This window comes from Kitasatospora sp. NPDC059599 (genome assembly GCF_042735125.1).
GTDB lineage: Bacteria > Actinomycetota > Actinomycetes > Streptomycetales > Streptomycetaceae > Kitasatospora.
Genome location: NZ_JBHWCL010000023.1, coordinates 1 through 16,652 on the forward strand (window position 1 = coordinate 1; position 16,652 = coordinate 16,652).

A 16,652-nucleotide genomic window follows, 5' to 3' on the forward strand; every position below is an offset into this window, starting at 1 on the left:
CCCGGGGCCGGCGGTCAGGCGCCCGTGACGGCCGCGAAGCGGGCCGAGACGTCCTGCCAGTTGACGACGTCCCACAGGCGGGTGACGTAGTCCGGGCGGACGTTGCGGTACTGCAGGTAGTAGGCGTGCTCCCAGGCGTCGAACGCCAGCAGCGGGGTGGTGCCCTGGCCCACGTTGCCGTGGTGGTCGTAGACCTGCTCCACGATCAGGCGCTCGCCGAGCGGCTCCCAGGAGAGGATGCCCCAGCCGGAGCCCTGGACGCCGGTGGTCGCGGTGGTGAGCTGCTTCTTGAAGGTCTCGAAGCTGCCGAAGTGCTCGGTGATGGCGTCGGCCAGCTCACCCTCGGGGCGGTCGCCGCCCTCCGGGGAGAGGTTCTGCCAGAACAGCGAGTGCAGGACGTGGCCGGACAGGTGGAAGGCGAAGGTCTTCTGCAGGCCGACCAGGCCGCCGAACTGCTCCTTGTCGCGCGCTTCGGCGAGCTGCTCCAGGGTGTCGTTCGCGCCCTTGACGTAGGCGGCGTGGTGCTTGGAGTGGTGCAGCTCCAGGATCTCGGCCGACATCGCCCGCTCAAGCGCGGAGTAGTCGTACGGGAGGTCGGGAAGCGTGTAGGTGCCCATCAGGACACGGCCCCTTTCGGCGGGTTGAACGATGCTGATCGTGCCGGGACAACACTATTGCGTATGACTTGCAGGAGCGAAGTATGGGCTCCCGCTTATTCCGCACGTCACATCGGGCACCACGGCCGCCGACGCCGGGTACGGGTCCCGCAGGGGCGCCGCCGACGTCGGGCGCGGGCCCCTCGGGGGCGCCGGCAACGCCGGGATCCCGGCCCTTCCGGCCGAGGCCTGCAACGGACCTGACAACGTTTCGGTTTCGGCCGGCGGCAAATCCGTTCCCGGGGCTTCCCTCCGCGTCAACCCGTGTGCCATTTTACATGTCACACATCAGGAACCCGTGCGCCCCAATCACCGCACGACCTCCCTCAACGGCCCCGGAGGCCCCCACACATGCGTCCCTTCCGGATAGCGAAGGCGAACGCGCGCAGACTCCCTGCGCTCGGCGCCGCTTTCTTCATCGCCCTCGGACTCTTCGCACCGCAGGCCCAGGCGGCTCCCACCGCCGGTCCCCAGGCCAAGACCGCCGCACCCGCCGCCAAGGCCGCCGTGCCGCACGCGATCCCGGTCCCCAAGTCCCCTGACACACCGAAGGACGCGCGCCCCCTCGCCTCGGACCCGCAGGCCAAGGCCACCGCCCCGACGGCGGGCAGCACCGTCGGGGCCGCCAGGACGGCGAAGCAGCTCACCGCCGCCGCCAACGCCTGCGACGTCTCCGCGTTCACCGGCAACACCGGTGCCGCACTGGTCCAGCAGGTCAAGGCCGCCGGGCTCGACTGCGTCAACTCGCTGTTCACCCTGACCGGCACCAACGCCAAGGCCGCCTTCAACGAGGCCCAGATGGTCAGCGTCGCCAACGCCCTGCGCGACGCCTCCGCCGCCTACCCCGGCGACGACTCCACCTCCGTCGGCCAGTTGGTGCTCTTCCTGCGCGCCGGCTACTACGTCCAGTGGAACAACAAGGACGCCGTCGGCCCGTACGGCGCCACCCTGCAGACCGCCATCCGTGGTGGGCTGGACGGCTTCTTCGCCGCCCCGCACAGCAAGGACGTCACCGAGGCCAACGGTGCCACCCTCGCCGAGGCCGTCACCCTGATCGACAGCGCCCAGGAGAACGCCCGCTACACCGGCGTCGTCAAGCGCCTGCTGGACGGCTACTCGAGCGCCTGGACCGGCTCGATGGCCACCGCCGTCGCCAACACCGAGACCGTCATCGAGCGCGGCTTCGACCTGCCGGCCTTCACCGCCGCCCTGCAGGCCGACCCCTCCTTCGCCACCAGCATGGCGGGCTTCGTCACCCGCAACAGCTCCCAGCTGAACGGTTCCGACCCGGTCACCTCGATCGGCATCCAGCTCGGCAACCTGGTCGCCAACGACGCGCTGCGCGCCCAGGGCCGCCCGATCCTCAAGGACCTGATCAACCGCTACCCGCTGGTCGGCAACACCGGCCCGCTCACCATGAACCTGCTCTGGTTCGCGGAGAAGAAGGACAGCGGCAACTGCTCCTACTACGGCACCTGTGACGTCCCGGCCAGGCTCGTCCCGCTCGTGCTCACCGTCGACCACACCTGCAACGCCAACCTGCGCATCCGCGCCCAGGACATGACCGCGCAGCAGCTCGCCGACACCTGCACCAGCCTGGTCAACCAGGACGCGTACTTCCACAAGGTGGTCAAGGACAACGGCCCGGTCGCCAACGACAACAACACCAGCCTGGAGGTCGTCGTCTTCGACGACTACTACAACTACAGCCTCTACGCCTGGGAGATGTACAACATCGCCGTGGACAACGGCGGCATGTACGAGGAGGGCAAGCCCGACGTCGCCGGCAACCAGGCCCGCTTCATCGCCCACGAGGCCTCCTGGCTGCGCCCCCAGTTCCAGATCTGGAACCTCAACCACGAGTACACCCACTACCTCGACGGCCGTTACGACTTCTACGGCGACTTCGACGCCGGCATGACCACCCCGACCGTCTGGTGGGTCGAGGGCCTGGCCGAGTACGTCTCCTACAGCTACCGGGGCGTCCACTACGACGACGCCGTCGCCCAGGCCGGCAAGGGCACCTACGCGCTGAGCACCCTGTTCGACAGCACCTACGACAACGCCGACTCCACCCGGATCTACAACTGGGGCTACCTGGCCGTCCGCTACATGCTCCAGTCGCACCCCCAGGACGTCGACGCGCTGCTCGCCAAGTACCGCGTCGGCGACTGGAACGGCGCCCGCTCCCTGCTCAAGACCACCATCGGCACCCGGTACGACGCCGACTTCGCCACCTGGCTCAAGGCCTGCGCCGCCGACAACTGCGGCTCGCTGCCCACCTCCCAGGCGCCGCTGTGCACCGCCGCCGACGCCCGGCAGTTCGACAAGAACTGCCGCCGCGACGGCGTGGCCGCCACCACCGGGAACTACAGCTACAGCTTCCTGTACCTCCCGGCCGGCGTGCAGCAGCTGACCATCACCACCAGCGGCGGCACCGGCAACGCCGACCTCTACTACAACGGCGGCGCCTGGGCCACCACCGGCTCGTACCAGGCCAAGTCCACCGCGGGCGGCAACAACGAGACCCTCACCATCGCCAACCCGCCGTCCGGCTGGGTGTACTTCAGCCTCTACGGCCAGCAGGGCTTCGGCGGCGTCACCGTCACCACCAGCTACAACTGACCGACCGGGAGGCTCGGGCGACCGAGCGCTCCCGTACGCACCGGAGGGCCCCGCGGCGACGCGGGGCCCTCAGCCGTTCCCGCCGCCGTTCCCGCTGGCGTTCCCGCCGCCGGGCAGGCCGGTGGCCTCGGTCCTCAGCTCCATACCGCCATCTTCCCCCCACCCGCGGACGTTCCGGATCAGGGTTATAACAATTCCCCCAAGAATGGGCCGTCAACATTCCATAGAGATCCGATCATCTTCTGTCCGAGGGGTGTCGAAACACCGAACGGTCGGTTAGGGTCCAGGCACGAATGAAGCGCTTCGGAGTCCGCCAGCGGAATTACCGATTCGCTTCACGGCTCGGTGCGCACCCTGCGTCGCACCCACAACCACGAATTGGAGAAAGCCATGAAGATGATCAAGGCGATCGTCAAGAAGTTCAAGAAGGACGAGGACCTCGCCGCCAACGCCTGGGTCCTGCACGTCATCTGATGCACCGCTGACGGGTGGGGGCGCGGCGCGGCCGAGCCGCGTCCCCCACCCGACGGCGCGGCACGAACGCACGCCACCGACATTCCGACAAAGGCAGGGAACTCGTGGAAGAAATGGCGCCGGCCGCCGTGCGCAACCATTCCCTGGTTTATGCCCCGAGAATCCGCGACCTGCTGGACCGGACCGAGAAGGTATTCCGGATCGACCCGGCCACGGTCGGCGTCGCCGACTGCCGGCTCCTGGCCGACGTCGTCGCGGCACGCCCCGTGCGGTCCGACGAGCGCTCGGTCTACAAGCCGGCCGCGGGAGCCGACATCCCCCACGACAGCGCGACCCGGACGATCCGCGCGCTCGGACAGGACGTCATGGCGGGCATCCGGACACCGCCGCCCCCGGCCCGCGCACTCGCCGGCGCCTGGCCCTACGCGTCCACCTCCTACCTGCGCCGCTGGCTCTTCGCGTCCGACCCGCTGCCGATCTCCCTGCTGTCCAAGCGCGGCGTCACCCGCTCCGACACGCTCTCCCGGATCGTCGACCGCGCCGTCACCGTCCGGCCGGGCTCCGAGGCCGCAGGACGGTCGACCGCGCTGGCCGGACTGATCCGCGGAGCCTCCGACCCCCTGGACCGCAAGCAGGCCATCGCGATGTACCGGCGGGCGACGGCCACCCTCTGCGACGGCGTGGCCGCACTGGCCGGCAACGCCCTGTGGCTGCTGCGGCAGGAACGGGAGCAGCGGGGCGAGGAGCGGGATGCGGCCCCCGCCGACCTCACCGCCGCCCTCTGGGAGACCCTGCGGCTGCTCCCGCCCGCGTGGATGCTGTGGCGCAAGGGCGGGGACGCCTACACCGCACTGCACCCCGAGATCGGCCCCGGGGACGACGTCGCGCTGTTCCCGCTCCTGATGCACCGGCACCCGGACTACTGGTCCGACCCGATGGAGTTCCGGCCCGAACGGTGGACCGGGGTGGCGGACCCCGAGAAGACGCCCGCCTTCATGCCGTTCGGGTTCGACGGCGCGCGCTGCTGGGCCAAGCACCTGGTCGTCCCGCTGGCCGAACGCCTGCTGACCGTCGCCTTCGACAACGGCCTCGTCATCCGGGGACCGCACCGGGACGCCCCCGTCCCCCTGCGCTCCCTGCTCTCCGTGCGGTTCGACGCGGCGACCGGGGCCTGACCCGGCGGCTCCGGGCCGGAAGCCGCCGACCGCCGACCGCCGACCGTGAGAACCGAACCCCCTGACACCACGGGACACACCATGGAATCGCCCACGCTGGCCCACTGGGTCGGCGACGTCGAGAGCTTCGCCGACCACCGGTGGCAGCGCGAGCCCGCGGTCTTCACCCCGCAGGCCCCCGCCCCGCCGTTCGACCTCGACGCGTTGGACGACGCCTTCGACGGAGGGCTGCTGCGCACCCCCTACCTGGAGATGGTCCGCTCCGACAAGGTCACCGTCCCGGCCGAGGCCTTCACCACCCCGCGCGTCGTCAACGGCGTGACGTACGAGGGCTTCGCCGACCGGGCGAAGGTCCTCGCCCGCCTGCGCACCGGGGCGACGCTGCTGCTGCGGTGCGTCGACCAGTGGCACCGCCCGACCGGTGAGCTGGTGACCCGGCTGTCGGAGGAACTCGACCGGCGCGTCGAGGCGTTCTTCTTCCTCACCCCAGCCGGCAGCCAGGGCCTCGCGGTGCACCGCGACGACGCCGACGTGTTCGTCCTCCAGACCGCCGGACGCAAGACCTGGTACGTCCACGACGCGCCGGCCACACCGGACTGGTCCCTCGGAGAACTCCCGGACGACGAGCACTCGCCGCAACGCCTGCGCCGCGTCCTCGAACCCGGCGACGTGCTCTACGTCCCGCGCGGCTTCGCCCACCGCGCGGTGGGCGCCGGCGGGCTGTCCGCCCACCTGTCGCTGACCGTCCGCGACCTCTCCCTGGACGACCTGCGGACGGCCCTCGCACGCCGGCTCGCCGAGGGGTTGGACCTCCCGGCACGACCGCTCGGCCAGGCCGCGATCGCCGACGCCTGCGCCACCCTGCTCGGCCATGCCAGGACGCGGCTCGACACGGTCGAGCCCGGGGACCTGCTGCGCGCCGCCCGGGCGGCTCGGCCCTCCTCCGCGCAGCCGGCCTCGCCGGACGCACCGGCCGCGCGGAGGGGGCCCGGCACCGCGACGGAGCCGGAGACCTTCGCCGGCACGGCCCAGGCCTGGGAGACCGGCGGCCCCGGCACCGGACGCGCCGGGCTGGGGTCCGTCGGCCGCACCTGGCGCCGGCTGCGCGACGCTGCCCGCGCCGCCGACTGACGCCGGTCCGGCGGGGCGCCGGGCCACCGGGCCGCCGTTCGTCCGGCGGGTCCCGGCGGGTGTCCCTCGATCCGGGCGATTCCGAGCCGGGAACGCCGAGTTGGTGGCGGTCGATCACGGAGGAGTCCGTGCTGTCCGTTCCCGAACGGGACGGGCAGACTGTTCGGCATGCGATCCGACGATCAGAACGACATCCCGCCCAAGCCCGCGATGCCGGACGTCGCCGCCGCCCGCGCGATCGGTCCGGACGCGGCGGTGGAGGCACGGTGGCAGACGGTGATCCCCCGGTGGGAATCGACCGCACGCACCCACGGGCGCGGTCCAGGGAGTGAATGCGTCGACCTCGTCCGGCTGCTGCGGGCGGCGTACGCCGAACCCCGGCTGCGCCGGCTCTACCCCTGGACCAGCCACTACACCCTGCGGTTCAGCCGCTCGACGACCTCCCCGTGGACCGACGAGGGCAACCCGTTCGTGGAGCCGATGGGGGGCGGGGTCTACCGCGTCCACCCCCCGTCCGGCCACGACCCGCTCGGCAGTCCGGCCGGCCCGGAGGCGGCCGTCGCGCTGGTCGTCGAGCACCTCCCGCCGGACCTCGGACCGGTGGTCGACCGGGTCGAGGAGAAGGGGAACCGAGCCGGGGCCGGTCAGGGAGCCACCGGCGGGTGAAGGGCGAGGAGGGACGGCACGCGGGCCGGGGCGGCGAGGCGGAGGAGGCCGTGGCCGATGCCGGCGAGGCCGACCATGAGGGACGGGCTGTGGACGCCGTGCGGGAGCCCGCAGACCCAGCCGCGGGTGTCGAGGGCGTCCATGGTGGCGCGGGCCCGGGCGTGCCAGGGGACGCCGGCGAGGTGGAGGGTCTCCAGGTTGCCGAGGTCGCCGTGGCAGAGCGAGAAGTTGAGGCCGAAGCCCTCGCGGCGAACCGTGTCGAGCGCGGTGTCCCGCTCCTTGCGCAGCAACTCCGCTCCGTCCGGCAGGAGTTCGGCGAGTTCGACCCGGGCCAGGGCGATCCCGGAGGCGCCGTGGCACCAGAGGGCGGGAAAGGAGGGGCCGTCCGGACCGCCGTCCTCGCGGACGTCGCGCCAGTTGGCGGCGGACGGGTCGAACAGGGTGCGCTCGTAGTCGAGCGCGGCGAGCGCGAGTTCGGGCAGCGCCGGATCGCCGAGGCGGCGGCCGGCGCGGGCGAGGGCCCAGGCGATCCCGGAGCCGCCGTGGGCGAACCCGGCCAGGGGGCGGTCGGCGGCCCCGGCGAGGGAGGCGGGGAGCCAGCCGACGCCGCCCTCGGGGTGCGGGGCGGCGGACCGGGCCAGGCGTTCGGCGCAGGCGGCCAGGGCGGCGGTGACCGCCGGGCCCGGCCGGACGGCCTCCCAGGCGAGCAGGCCGCCGATGGCACCCGCGTTGCCGGAGAGCAGGTCGTGGAGGGTGTCCTCGGGTGCGGCGGCGGCGATCCGGCCGATCACCAGCCCGGCCAGGTCGTCGAGTTCGGTGTCGGGGTGGTGGGCGGCGAACTGCGCGAGGGCGTAGAGCACGCCGCCCGTCCCGGCCAGCCCGCCGCCGAGCCGGTCGGCACGGCGGCGGATCTGGCGACGGAGCGTCAGTTCGGCGGCGCGCGCGGCCTCGCCGTGCGACCGGTCCCCGGTGACGACGGCGAGCTGGTGCAGGAAGAGCGTGATGCCCGCGGTACCGCTGTAGAGGTCCGGGCCGAGTTCGGCGGGGGCCCAGCGGCCGGGCGGCGTCCAGTTGGGGCCGGCCCAGGCGAGGTCGGCGCTGCCCCGGTGGGCCTCGCGGAGCAGCTGCTCGCCCGCCTCGACGGCCTTGGCGAGGGCACGGCCGGCGAGCCCTGCCGCCTCGTCGGGCCCGGCCGCCTCGCCCGCTCCGTCGAGTTCGCCGGCCTCGGCGGGTAGGTCCCGCACATCGACGGTGCCCGTCCGGCGCGGCTCGCGAGCACCGTCGGCCGTCGTCACCGACAGCCGCAGGAGCTGGAGTTGGTGGGCGAGGTCCTCCTCGCCGAGGCCGTCCGCCTTGGCGAGCGCGAGGTCCAGGGCGGGCCGGTCGGTGACACCGGGGATGACGGCGCCGGTGGCGGAGCGGGCGTCGACGCCGTCCGGGCGGACGGTGAAGACGGGCACGTCGCCGCGCCACAGGTCGGCGCGCTCGTGGGCGACGAAGGCGAGGGCGTGCTCCTCCCAGGCGGCGAGCGCCCAGAGCCGGTCGAGGTGGCGGTCCTGGTCGAGGGCGTCGCGCAGCAGGTCGGGGTGGCAGGCGGTGTTGAGGAGGCTGCGGTACTCGAAGGTGTCGCGGCGCAGCAGCCGGGTCTCGTCCCCCGCGAACGCCCGGAGCAGCGTGCGGAGCCGGTCCTTGTCGGCGGCCAGCAGCCGGTAGGCCTCGGTGAATCCGGCTTCCAGCGCGCCGAGGTGGTCGGCCAGTCGCAGCGGCTGCCCGGCGGGGACCGGACGGCTGCCGGGCGCTTCGACGGGCAACCTCCGGTACTCCAGGCGCAGTTCGTCCGTTCCCTGGCCGACGAGGACGGGGGCGGGCCGGGGCGGGAGGCTGGCCGGGTCCCAGCCGAGGGCGGAGAGGTCGGTGCCGCCGTTGCCCTCGTCCCACATGCGTTCGGGGAGCAGGCCGGAGCGCAGGACCGAGTGCCGGGCCCGGTGGCGGGCGAGCCGCTCGGACTCGGAGAGGTCCTTGGCGGGCTCGTGCAGGTCGGGGTGGAGGAGTGCCTCCAGGTCGATGAGGACGGGCTGGTCGCGGACGGCGAGCAGGTTCTGGGCGTGGCAGTCGACCGCGTCCAGGACGTACATCAGCGCCGCGAGGGTTCCGGCCCGGTGGTAGAAGTCGCTCAACTCGGCTTCGTCACGGGCCGGTTCCGCGGTGACGTGGGCGACCCAGCCGTAGCCGTCGCCGGGCAGGTGGGCGAGGTCACGCAGGGGCAGCCGCAGCCGGGGGTTGAGCCAGTGCAGGAGTTGCTGGAAGTGCGTCTCGGCGCCGAACGGGCGCGGCTTGTGGACGATCCGGACGCCGTGCTCGAAGCGCAGCGAGCCGACCGTGGCGCCGCCCCGGTGCGGGTCGCCGAGACCGGTGGTGAGTTCGGCGAGCCGGCCGAGCGGGCGGCCGTCCGCGAAGGTGGCGGTGAGGGCGGGCAGATCGGCGGCGAGCCGGCGGAACAGGGTGAGGGTGGTGTCCGTCCACTGCTCGGCGGCGGTGACGAGGCGGAACGCCAGGACCGGGTACTCGGCGAGGAGGTGCAGTGCCCGCTCGGGGCGGGTGAGCCGGTCCAGGAAGTCGCGGTAGCGCAGCTCGGGGGTCTCGCCGGTCGACTCGCCGGTGAGGCGGGCGACATGGAGCTCGGTGATGACGGTCCGGGTGGCCATCCCGTGGACGGTCGCGGTGAGCGCGGGAAGGGCGAGCGCGGTCAGGTCCTCGGGGGTGCCGAGCGCGGGGGCGTCCAGCGCGGCGATCCCGGCGCACAGCCGGTCGCGGGCGTCGGCGAGCAGCGGTGCGACGAGCCGGGCGAAGGCGTGTTCCTCGGGAACGGCCAGGGCGGGCGGTACGGCCGGGGCGGGCGGTACGGCCGGGGCGGCTTGGCCCTCCGGAGCGGCCGCGGGGGCGTGGCGGTGGAACGCGGCGGCGAGGCGCTCGGCCCACGGGGGCACCCCGAGGCGGTCGGCGAGCGCGTCCGGATGCTCGGCGAGGAGGGCGCGCAGGGCCTCCGGGTCGAGGCCGTCGGCGGCGAGGCGACTCTCGAACCAGCCGTCCCGGTCGAACGGCGCCTGGGCCCGCCAGCGGTCCAGCTTCCGGCCGGCCCGTTCGACGGCCTCCTGTTCGAGGGCGCCGCCCTCCGGCACCGGGCCGCGGGCGGACAGCGGGACGGCTCGGGCGGCAGCCCGGAGGAGTTCGGACGCGTCGGCCACGGGGCGGTGCTGCCTCTCTGCTCTGGGCTGGGCTGCCCGGCACTGCATTGCGCTGTGCTGTGCTGCGTTGCGTTGCACAGCGCTGTTGGACGGCCGCCTCCGAAGGGTGCGGCACGGACCGACGCGGACCGCCGGTAGGACCGGCGGCCGCGTCGGCTCCGGTGTCAGAAGCTGCAGACGTGCCCGCAGCTCGACCAGCCGCCGCAGGTGCTCGCCTGCACGGCCGCGGTCACGTAGAGCTCGTCCGTCGGCTCGCCGGCCGGGTGGACCTGGTGGCCCTGACCGAGGGTGAGCCGGAAGTCCTCGTCCTTGAGCGCGCGAACCTGCTCAGCCGTGGGCTGCATGGTGCCTCCTCCAAGCGTTCGGTCTGGCACGGGTGTGCCGGGTCGGGATCCTGACAGCGGCCCACCCGTCACACCAGGGCTCGCGCATCACCGGTTCCGATTTCGGCCAGGATCGAAATAGCGTCCGCCCGGCGCCCTCCTCCCCGTTCCCCCAGGCCACGTCCGGCCCGTTCGCGCGACTCGGCCCCACAGACCCCCGCACACCTGTCCGAAAGCCGGACGGCTGCCACGGGGTGAACCCCGGCTGAGGTTTGAACGCCGCCCTCCTGTGGCACCGCCCTGCACCCAGGGTGACGATGGAGGCCCGGCCACCCGCCAGTCCCGGCCCGATCGGAGTGCGATGAGCGAGCAGCACAACGCCGTCCTGCTGACCTTCCCCGATGCCGCCGACTGGCGCCCGGCCTTCGAGGAGGCGCAGCACCTGCCGGGCCTGCGGGTGGCCGCCGCGCTGGAGCGCAGCACCGACGGGGTGCTCGACATCAAGGACACCTTCACCCGGGGCGCGGGCGTCGCCACCGTCGGCTCGGGCCTGCTGGGCGGGCTGGTCGGGCTGCTCGCCGGGCCGGTCGGCATGCTGCTGGGCTTCGCGGCGGGCGCGGCCCTCGGGAACGCGGCGGAGGAGCGGTACGCGTCCGAGGCCGGCGCCGCGCTGATCGTGCTCTCGACCCGGGTGCCGGACGGTGGCGCGCTGGTCGTCCTGGAGATGCGGGAGGCCTCGCCCGGCCCGGCCGACGACCTGGCCGCCCGGCACGGGGCGACGGTCGAGCGGATCGACGCGCACACGTTCACCGAGCAGGTCCGGGCGGCGGAGAAGAAGGCCGGGGAGCAGCGGGCTGCGGAGCATTCGAAGGAGCACCAGCCCACGGCACAGGGGCCCGCCGACGGGCCCGCCGAGGGGCCCGGCAAGGCCTGACCGCGCCGTCCGGCGCGCGCCGCCCGCCGCCACCCGGGCCTCCCGCGACCGCCGTCACTCCGCCCGCAGGGCGTCCACCGTCCTCGCCCGGGCCGCCCGGACGGCCGGGAGCAGCGCGCCGAGCACCGCGATCAGCACGCCGCCCAGTCCGAGCAACGCCAGCAGCGGGGTGGAGAGGACGTCCAGCGCCGAGGCCGGGAAGTTCAGCCCGGCGGAGTGGCCCATGGCCGGCACCGTGACCCGGTGCAGCAGAAGGCCGACGGGCAGGCCGAGCGCGCCGCCGACGGCGCCGACCAGGACCACCGAGGCGAGCACCGCGGCCACCGTCTGCGCCGGGGTCATGCCGATCGCCTTGGTGACACCCGTGTCCCGTCGGCGTTCCCTGATCTCCAGGACGACGGTGTTGAACACCCCGAGTCCGGCGACCGCCACCAGTAGCGCGGTCAGCGTGGCGGTGAGGGACCGCATCGCGAGGATCACGTCGCTGGAGCCGTGCGGCGCGTCGGCCTCGGCGGTCATGTGGGCGGGGGCGAGTGCGGCGCTGACGGCGGTGGCGAAGGCGGCGCGGTCGGTGCCGGGCTTGAGGCCGACGAACCAGACGGCCGGCGCGGGAGCCGTTCCGGGCGGGAAGGTGGCGGCGTCGGTGAACAGTTCGTCGGTCTGCGCGTGGGGGTCGAAGACCTCGCCGACGATCCGGACGGTGACGGCCCGTCCGTGGGTCGTGAAGGTCACCCGGTCGCCGAGCTTCGCCGAGGCCTCGGTCAGGAAGGTGGCGGGTGCGACGGCCTCTCCCGGCCCCCGGTACCAGCGGCCGGACACCATCCGGTAGCCGGCCCGGCTGCTGTCGCCGGTGAAGGCGGTCACCGTGGTGTCGCCGGCGACGCCGGGCACGGTGACGTCCTCGACGCCGGTGCCGTAGTAGGACGCGGTGCCGGGCTGGGCGGCCAGCGCCGCCGTGACGACGGCCAGGTCGGCCGCGACCGGCCCGGGCACCGGGGCCGGCCGGCCCGCGGCCGGCGCGTCGGGCCGTTGGGGGTGCACCAGGACGTCGGCGACGTCGTGGTTCTTCGCTTCCTGCACCCAGGCCATCGTGCCGCCCATACCGACGGCGAACACCGCCGCCGCCGTGCCGAACAGCACCGCCGCGAGCGTCCCGGCGGCCCGGGCCGGGCGGGCGAAGGGCTGGGCGAGGCCGAGGCTCAGCGGCCGGGGCAGCGGCAGCCGGGCGGCCAGCGCGGCGGCGCGTCGTGCGACGGCGTCCCGCCGGGTGCCGCCCGTCGTCCGGCCGACGGCGAGCGCATCCACCGTGCGCAGCCGTCCGGCACGGGCGGCGGCGGCCCAGGCGGTCAGCGCGACGGCGGCGAGGGTGCCGCCCGCCACCGCGACGTCGACCCAGGGCGCGATGCCGGAGGTGGTGGTGCCGTAGAGCTGCCCGGTGGTGGCGAGCACCGGGACGGTCAGCAGGTTGCCGACGACCACGCCGAGCAGGGTGCCGGCGGCGGCCGGGACCAGGGCCTGGGCGACGTACGCCCGCACCACCTGGGCGGGGGTGCAGCCGAGGGCCTTGAGGACGCCGATCCGCCGGGTCGCGGTGCCGACGGCGCCGGCCACCACGTTGCCCGCCACCAGGACGGACATCGCCAGGCCGAGCAGGCCGAAGGCGACCATGAACGGCAGGAACAGCGCGGTGTTGCGGTCGGAGCCCTGTCTGGCGGTGAGCCAGGACTGCGCGCCGGTGAGCGAGCCGGCGGGCGCGGCGGCGGCCACGGCGGCGCGGTCGGCGGCCACCTCGTCGGCGGTGCCGGCCCGGGCGAAGCGGTAGAGCAGCGCGTAGCCGGGGGTGTCGCCGGGCGCGGTGAGGGCGGCGACGGCGTCCGGGGTCACCCAGGCGTCGGAGGTGCGGCTGACGGACCGGGCGAGGCCGACGACCTTGAGCACCGGTGCTCCCGGCAGGCCGGGCAGGCGCAGCGTGCCGCCGATGTCCGCCTGCTGGTTCCGGTACCCGGTGTCGATCACCACTTCGTCCGGCTGCTCGGGCCACCTGCCCTGCAGGAGGTCGACGTCGTCGACGTCGGCGGCGGCCGGGACGCGGCCGGTGACGGTCATCGGCGCCATGGTCAGGCCGGGCGGGACGCCCGCGTCCGTTCCCGGGCCGGGTTCGGGGTCGACGGTGACGGTGCGGAACGGCCCGGCGGCGGCCGTCACCCCGGCGGCGTGCACGGCGGCGGCGAGCTGCCCGGCGTCCGTCCTGGTGCCGTCGAAGCGCGCGGTGAGGTGGGCGCCGTGCTGACGGTCGAAGGCCCGGTCGAAGGGGGCCTGGGAGGCGACCAGCAGCGAGCCGCCGAGGACCGAGCAGGTGGTCGCCACCATCGCGGCCAGCCCGACCGCGACCGACTGGGTCCGGCGCCTGCGGACCCCGGCGCGCACGACCCGTCCGAGCGCGGTCACGCCGCGACCTCCGAGTCCGCCTCGACCCGGCCGTCGCGCATCCGGACCGTGCGGGTCGCGCAGTCCTCGGCCAGGCTCAGGTCGTGGGTGACGAGCAGGACGGTCTGGCCCTCCTCGTGCAGGTCCCGGAACAGCTCCTTGACGTCCTCGCCCGAGGCCGAGTCCAGCGCACCGGTCGGCTCGTCGGCGAGCAGCAGCGTCGGCCGGTTCATCAACGCCCTGGCCACCGCGACGCGTTGGCGCTCACCGCCGGAGAGCCGGCCCGGGTGGGCGCGGGCGTGCCGGTCGATCCCGAGCGACTCCAGCAGTTCGCCGGCCCGGCGCCGGGCCTCGGTGCGCGGCACGCCGGCCAGTTCACCGGCGAGCACCACGTTGTCGGCGACGGTGAGGTCGTCCAGCAGGTTGAAGAACTGGAACACCATGCCGATGGTGGCGCGCCGGTAGCGGGCCGAGGCCGCCTCGCCCAGCCGGTCGACGCGGACCCCGGCCACGGTGACCGTCCCGGCGCTCGGCCGGTCCAGTCCGGCCACCAGGTTCAGCAGCGTGGACTTCCCGCTCCCGGACGGCCCGAGCACGGCCACCGACTCCCCCGCCCGCACGCTCAGCGTGACTCCGTCCAGCGCCGCCCGGGCCCCCGCGTAGTGGCGGCTCACCCCGTTCAGCTCGATCACCGGGCCGCCGCCCGGCCCCGGTCCTGTCACTCCTCGGACGCCGCTCATCCCCGCTCCTTCGCACGTTCCGCCTGGTGGTCGGCACGACGGTACGGACGGGCGGCGCCCGGTGGCGTCCGCCGCCCGCGGCAACTCCCGTACCGCGCCCGGCGGACCGGACGCGGCGTCATCCTTGCGACGTAGTCGGCGGATGTACCGGTCACCGCCGCCCGCGGGGCTGTGCCGGGCGGCCCGCGGCCCGCACAATGTCCCGGTGATCAACCATCCGACGGTGCGGCGGCTGCGCGCGGCGCTCCGCCCGGCCGACGGCCCGGGCGACGCCCCGCCGCCCCGGCCGACCCGGCGCGGCCAGGCCTTCGACGTCGCCCTGGCCCTCTTTCTCGCCGTCAGCAGCGGTCGCTACGCCACCATCGCGGACAATCCGCAGGTGACCACGGTGACCGGGCTGTTGCTGCTGGTCCCGCTGGTGCCGCTGCCTCTGGTGCTGCGCCGCCGCCACCCGCTGGCGGTGCTCTGGACGGTGCTGCCGGCCGCGCTGCTGGTCCGTCACCAGTCACAGGACATCGCGTACTCGGCGGGCGTGGCGGTGATCGTCGCCGCGTACAGCGTGGCCGCGTACGGGCGCCGTCCGGCGGCCGTGCTGCTCAGCCTCCCGGCCGCGACCGCCGCGCTGGTGCTGCTCTTCGCCGAGGCCAAGCTGCCGCACTTTCCCAACGGGGTGATCGCCGCCCTGGTGCTGGTGCCGGTGTTCGCGGTCGCCTACGAACTGCGGATGTGGCGCCGACGGGTGGACGAGGGGCGAGAACGGCTCTCCGCGCTGGAGCGCGCGCAGCTGGCCGCGCTGCGGCGCGCGGTGGAGCTGGAACGGGCGCGCATCGCGCGGGAGCTGCACGACGTCGTCACCCACAACGTGAGCATGATGACGATCCAGGCCGGGGCCGCCCGCAAGATCCTGGACACCGCCCCGGACAAGGCCCGCGAGGCGATGGCCGCGGTGGAGTCCGGCGGGCGTGCGGCGATGACCGAACTGCGGCACGTGATGGGCCTGTTGACCATCGATTCGGAGACCGGCGGGGACCCTGCCGCCGAGGCCGACCTCAGCCCCCAGCCCGGCCTCGGCCGGCTGGACGCACTGGTCGAGGGCGTCCGCCGGGCCGGGCTGCCCGTCGAGCTCGCCGTCCGCGGCGAGCACCGGTCCGTACCGCCCGGGGTCGAACTGGCCGCCTACCGGGTCGTCCAGGAGGCCCTGACCAACACCGTCAAGCACGCGGGCGGCGCCGCCGCCGCGGTGACCGTCGAGTACGCCCCCGGCCGGCTGACGGTGGACGTCACCGACACCGGCGGCCGCCCCACCGGCGCCGCCGCCACCGGCAACGGGCGCGGCCTGCTCGGCCTGCGCGAACGCCTCGCCGTCTACGGCGGCACCCTGCAGACCGGCCCCCGGCCGCGCGGCGGCTACCGCGTCACGGCCCTGATCCCGTTGGAGAGTCCATGAACGCGCAGCCGATCCGAGTGGCGGTCGCCGACGACCAGGCCCTGGTCCGCACCGGCTTCCGCCTGATCCTGGAGTCGGAGGGGATCGAGGTCGTCGCCGAGGCCGAGGACGGCGAGCAGGCCGTCTCCGCCGTCCGCCGGACCAGACCGGACGTCGTCCTGATGGACATCCGGATGCCCGTCCTGGACGGACTGGAGGCCACCCGCCGGATCCTCGCCGCCCCGTCCGAGCAGCCGCCGCGGATCATCATGCTGACCACCTTCGACCTCGACCACTACGTGTACGCGGCCATGGCCGCCGGGGCGAGCGGCTTCCTGCTCAAGGACGTCACCCCGGAACACCTGGCGGCCGCGGTCCGGCTGGTCCGCACCGGGGACGCGCTGCTCGCCCCCGCCATCACCCGCCGCCTGGTCGAGCGCTTCGCCCGCCCGGACGCCCCGACCGCCGCCGCGCCGCACCGGGAGCTGGGCACGCTCACCCCGCGCGAACTGGAGGTGATGGGGCTGCTCGCCCGCGGCCTCAGCAACGCCGAACTCGCCGCCCGGCTGCAGCTGTCCGAGGCGACGGTGAAGACGCACGTGGCCCGGATCCTCGGCAAGCTGGGCCTGCGGGACCGGGCCCAGGTGGTGGTCGCGGCGTACGAGACCGGGCTGGTCAGCGTGGGGTCGGTGCCCGAGCTGCCGTAGCGGCCGGGGCCGGGCGTGGGTCCGGGCCGGGGCCACGACGGGCCGGTCCCGTCGGCCGACCGTCGGCCGGGGCCGGGGCCGGGGCCACGACGGGCGGGAGCCCGGGGGTCGACCGCCCCCGGG

At 74.5% G+C, this 16,652-nt stretch carries 13 protein-coding genes; 8 read left to right on the forward strand and 5 right to left on the reverse strand.

Features of this window, described 5'->3' with window-relative positions:
- Positions 1-14: 14 nt before the first annotated feature.
- Positions 15-617 (reverse strand): superoxide dismutase, encoded by a 603-nt coding sequence (locus ACFV04_RS11325; protein ID WP_380345860.1) that lies wholly within the window; start codon positions 615-617, stop codon positions 15-17.
- Positions 618-1,007: 390 nt separating this feature from the next.
- On the opposite strand from ACFV04_RS11325, the gene ACFV04_RS11330 reads away from it, so the two are divergent.
- The 5 genes from ACFV04_RS11330 to ACFV04_RS11350 all read left to right on the forward strand — a co-directional run bounded on the left by ACFV04_RS11330 (position 1,008) and on the right by ACFV04_RS11350 (position 6,727).
- On the forward strand, positions 1,008-3,281 hold the full coding sequence (locus ACFV04_RS11330; protein WP_380345862.1) for a M9 family metallopeptidase: 2,274 nt from the start codon (positions 1,008-1,010) through the stop codon (positions 3,279-3,281).
- A gap of 345 nt (positions 3,282-3,626) precedes the next feature.
- On the forward strand, positions 3,627-3,755 hold the full coding sequence (locus ACFV04_RS11335) for a hypothetical protein (RefSeq protein WP_380528481.1): 129 nt from the start codon (positions 3,627-3,629) through the stop codon (positions 3,753-3,755).
- Positions 3,756-3,883: 128 nt separating this feature from the next.
- The gene (locus ACFV04_RS11340; protein WP_380345864.1) at positions 3,884-4,930 is read left to right on the forward strand and encodes a cytochrome P450; all 1,047 of its coding nucleotides are present in this window, start codon (positions 3,884-3,886) and stop codon (positions 4,928-4,930) included.
- A gap of 81 nt (positions 4,931-5,011) precedes the next feature.
- Positions 5,012-6,061: a JmjC domain-containing protein gene (locus tag ACFV04_RS11345; RefSeq protein WP_380528483.1), complete on the forward strand. Its 1,050-nt coding sequence runs from the start codon at positions 5,012-5,014 to the stop codon at positions 6,059-6,061.
- Between the two features lie 168 nt (positions 6,062-6,229).
- Positions 6,230-6,727 (forward strand): DUF6193 family natural product biosynthesis protein, encoded by a 498-nt coding sequence (locus ACFV04_RS11350; protein WP_380528485.1) that lies wholly within the window; start codon positions 6,230-6,232, stop codon positions 6,725-6,727.
- On the opposite strand, the gene ACFV04_RS11355 is transcribed toward ACFV04_RS11350, so the two are convergent.
- Both ACFV04_RS11355 and ACFV04_RS11360 read right to left on the reverse strand, forming a co-directional pair.
- On the reverse strand, positions 6,706-9,972 hold the full coding sequence (locus ACFV04_RS11355; protein ID WP_380528487.1) for a type 2 lanthipeptide synthetase LanM family protein: 3,267 nt from the start codon (positions 9,970-9,972) through the stop codon (positions 6,706-6,708). The genes ACFV04_RS11350 and ACFV04_RS11355 overlap by 22 nt on opposite strands.
- A 164-nt stretch (positions 9,973-10,136) precedes the next feature.
- On the reverse strand, positions 10,137-10,316 hold the full coding sequence (locus ACFV04_RS11360) for a hypothetical protein (RefSeq protein WP_350525036.1): 180 nt from the start codon (positions 10,314-10,316) through the stop codon (positions 10,137-10,139).
- A gap of 340 nt (positions 10,317-10,656) precedes the next feature.
- On the opposite strand from ACFV04_RS11360, the gene ACFV04_RS11365 reads away from it, so the two are divergent.
- Complete coding sequence (locus ACFV04_RS11365; RefSeq protein ID WP_380528489.1) at positions 10,657-11,229, forward strand: hypothetical protein; 573 nt, start codon at positions 10,657-10,659, stop codon at positions 11,227-11,229.
- A gap of 54 nt (positions 11,230-11,283) precedes the next feature.
- Here ACFV04_RS11365 and ACFV04_RS11370 read toward each other — a convergent pair whose 3' ends face one another.
- Both ACFV04_RS11370 and ACFV04_RS11375 read right to left on the reverse strand, forming a co-directional pair.
- Positions 11,284-13,677 carry an FtsX-like permease family protein gene (locus ACFV04_RS11370; RefSeq protein ID WP_380528491.1) on the reverse strand — a complete coding sequence of 798 codons (2,394 nt, stop codon included), beginning with the start codon at positions 13,675-13,677 and terminating at the stop codon, positions 11,284-11,286.
- Positions 13,674-14,396: an ABC transporter ATP-binding protein gene (locus ACFV04_RS11375; protein WP_380528493.1), complete on the reverse strand. Its 723-nt coding sequence runs from the start codon at positions 14,394-14,396 to the stop codon at positions 13,674-13,676. The genes ACFV04_RS11370 and ACFV04_RS11375 overlap by 4 nt, the downstream gene beginning before the upstream one ends.
- 205 nt (positions 14,397-14,601) lie before the next feature.
- Here ACFV04_RS11375 and ACFV04_RS11380 point away from each other — a divergent pair, with 205 nt between their 5' ends.
- Positions 14,602-15,843: a sensor histidine kinase gene (locus tag ACFV04_RS11380; protein ID WP_380345878.1), complete on the forward strand. Its 1,242-nt coding sequence runs from the start codon at positions 14,602-14,604 to the stop codon at positions 15,841-15,843.
- Positions 15,840-16,529, forward strand: a complete 690-nt coding sequence (locus ACFV04_RS11385; protein ID WP_380345880.1) for a response regulator — start codon at positions 15,840-15,842, stop codon at positions 16,527-16,529. Before ACFV04_RS11380 ends, ACFV04_RS11385 begins: the two co-directional genes overlap by 4 nt.
- Positions 16,530-16,652 lie beyond the last annotated feature (123 nt).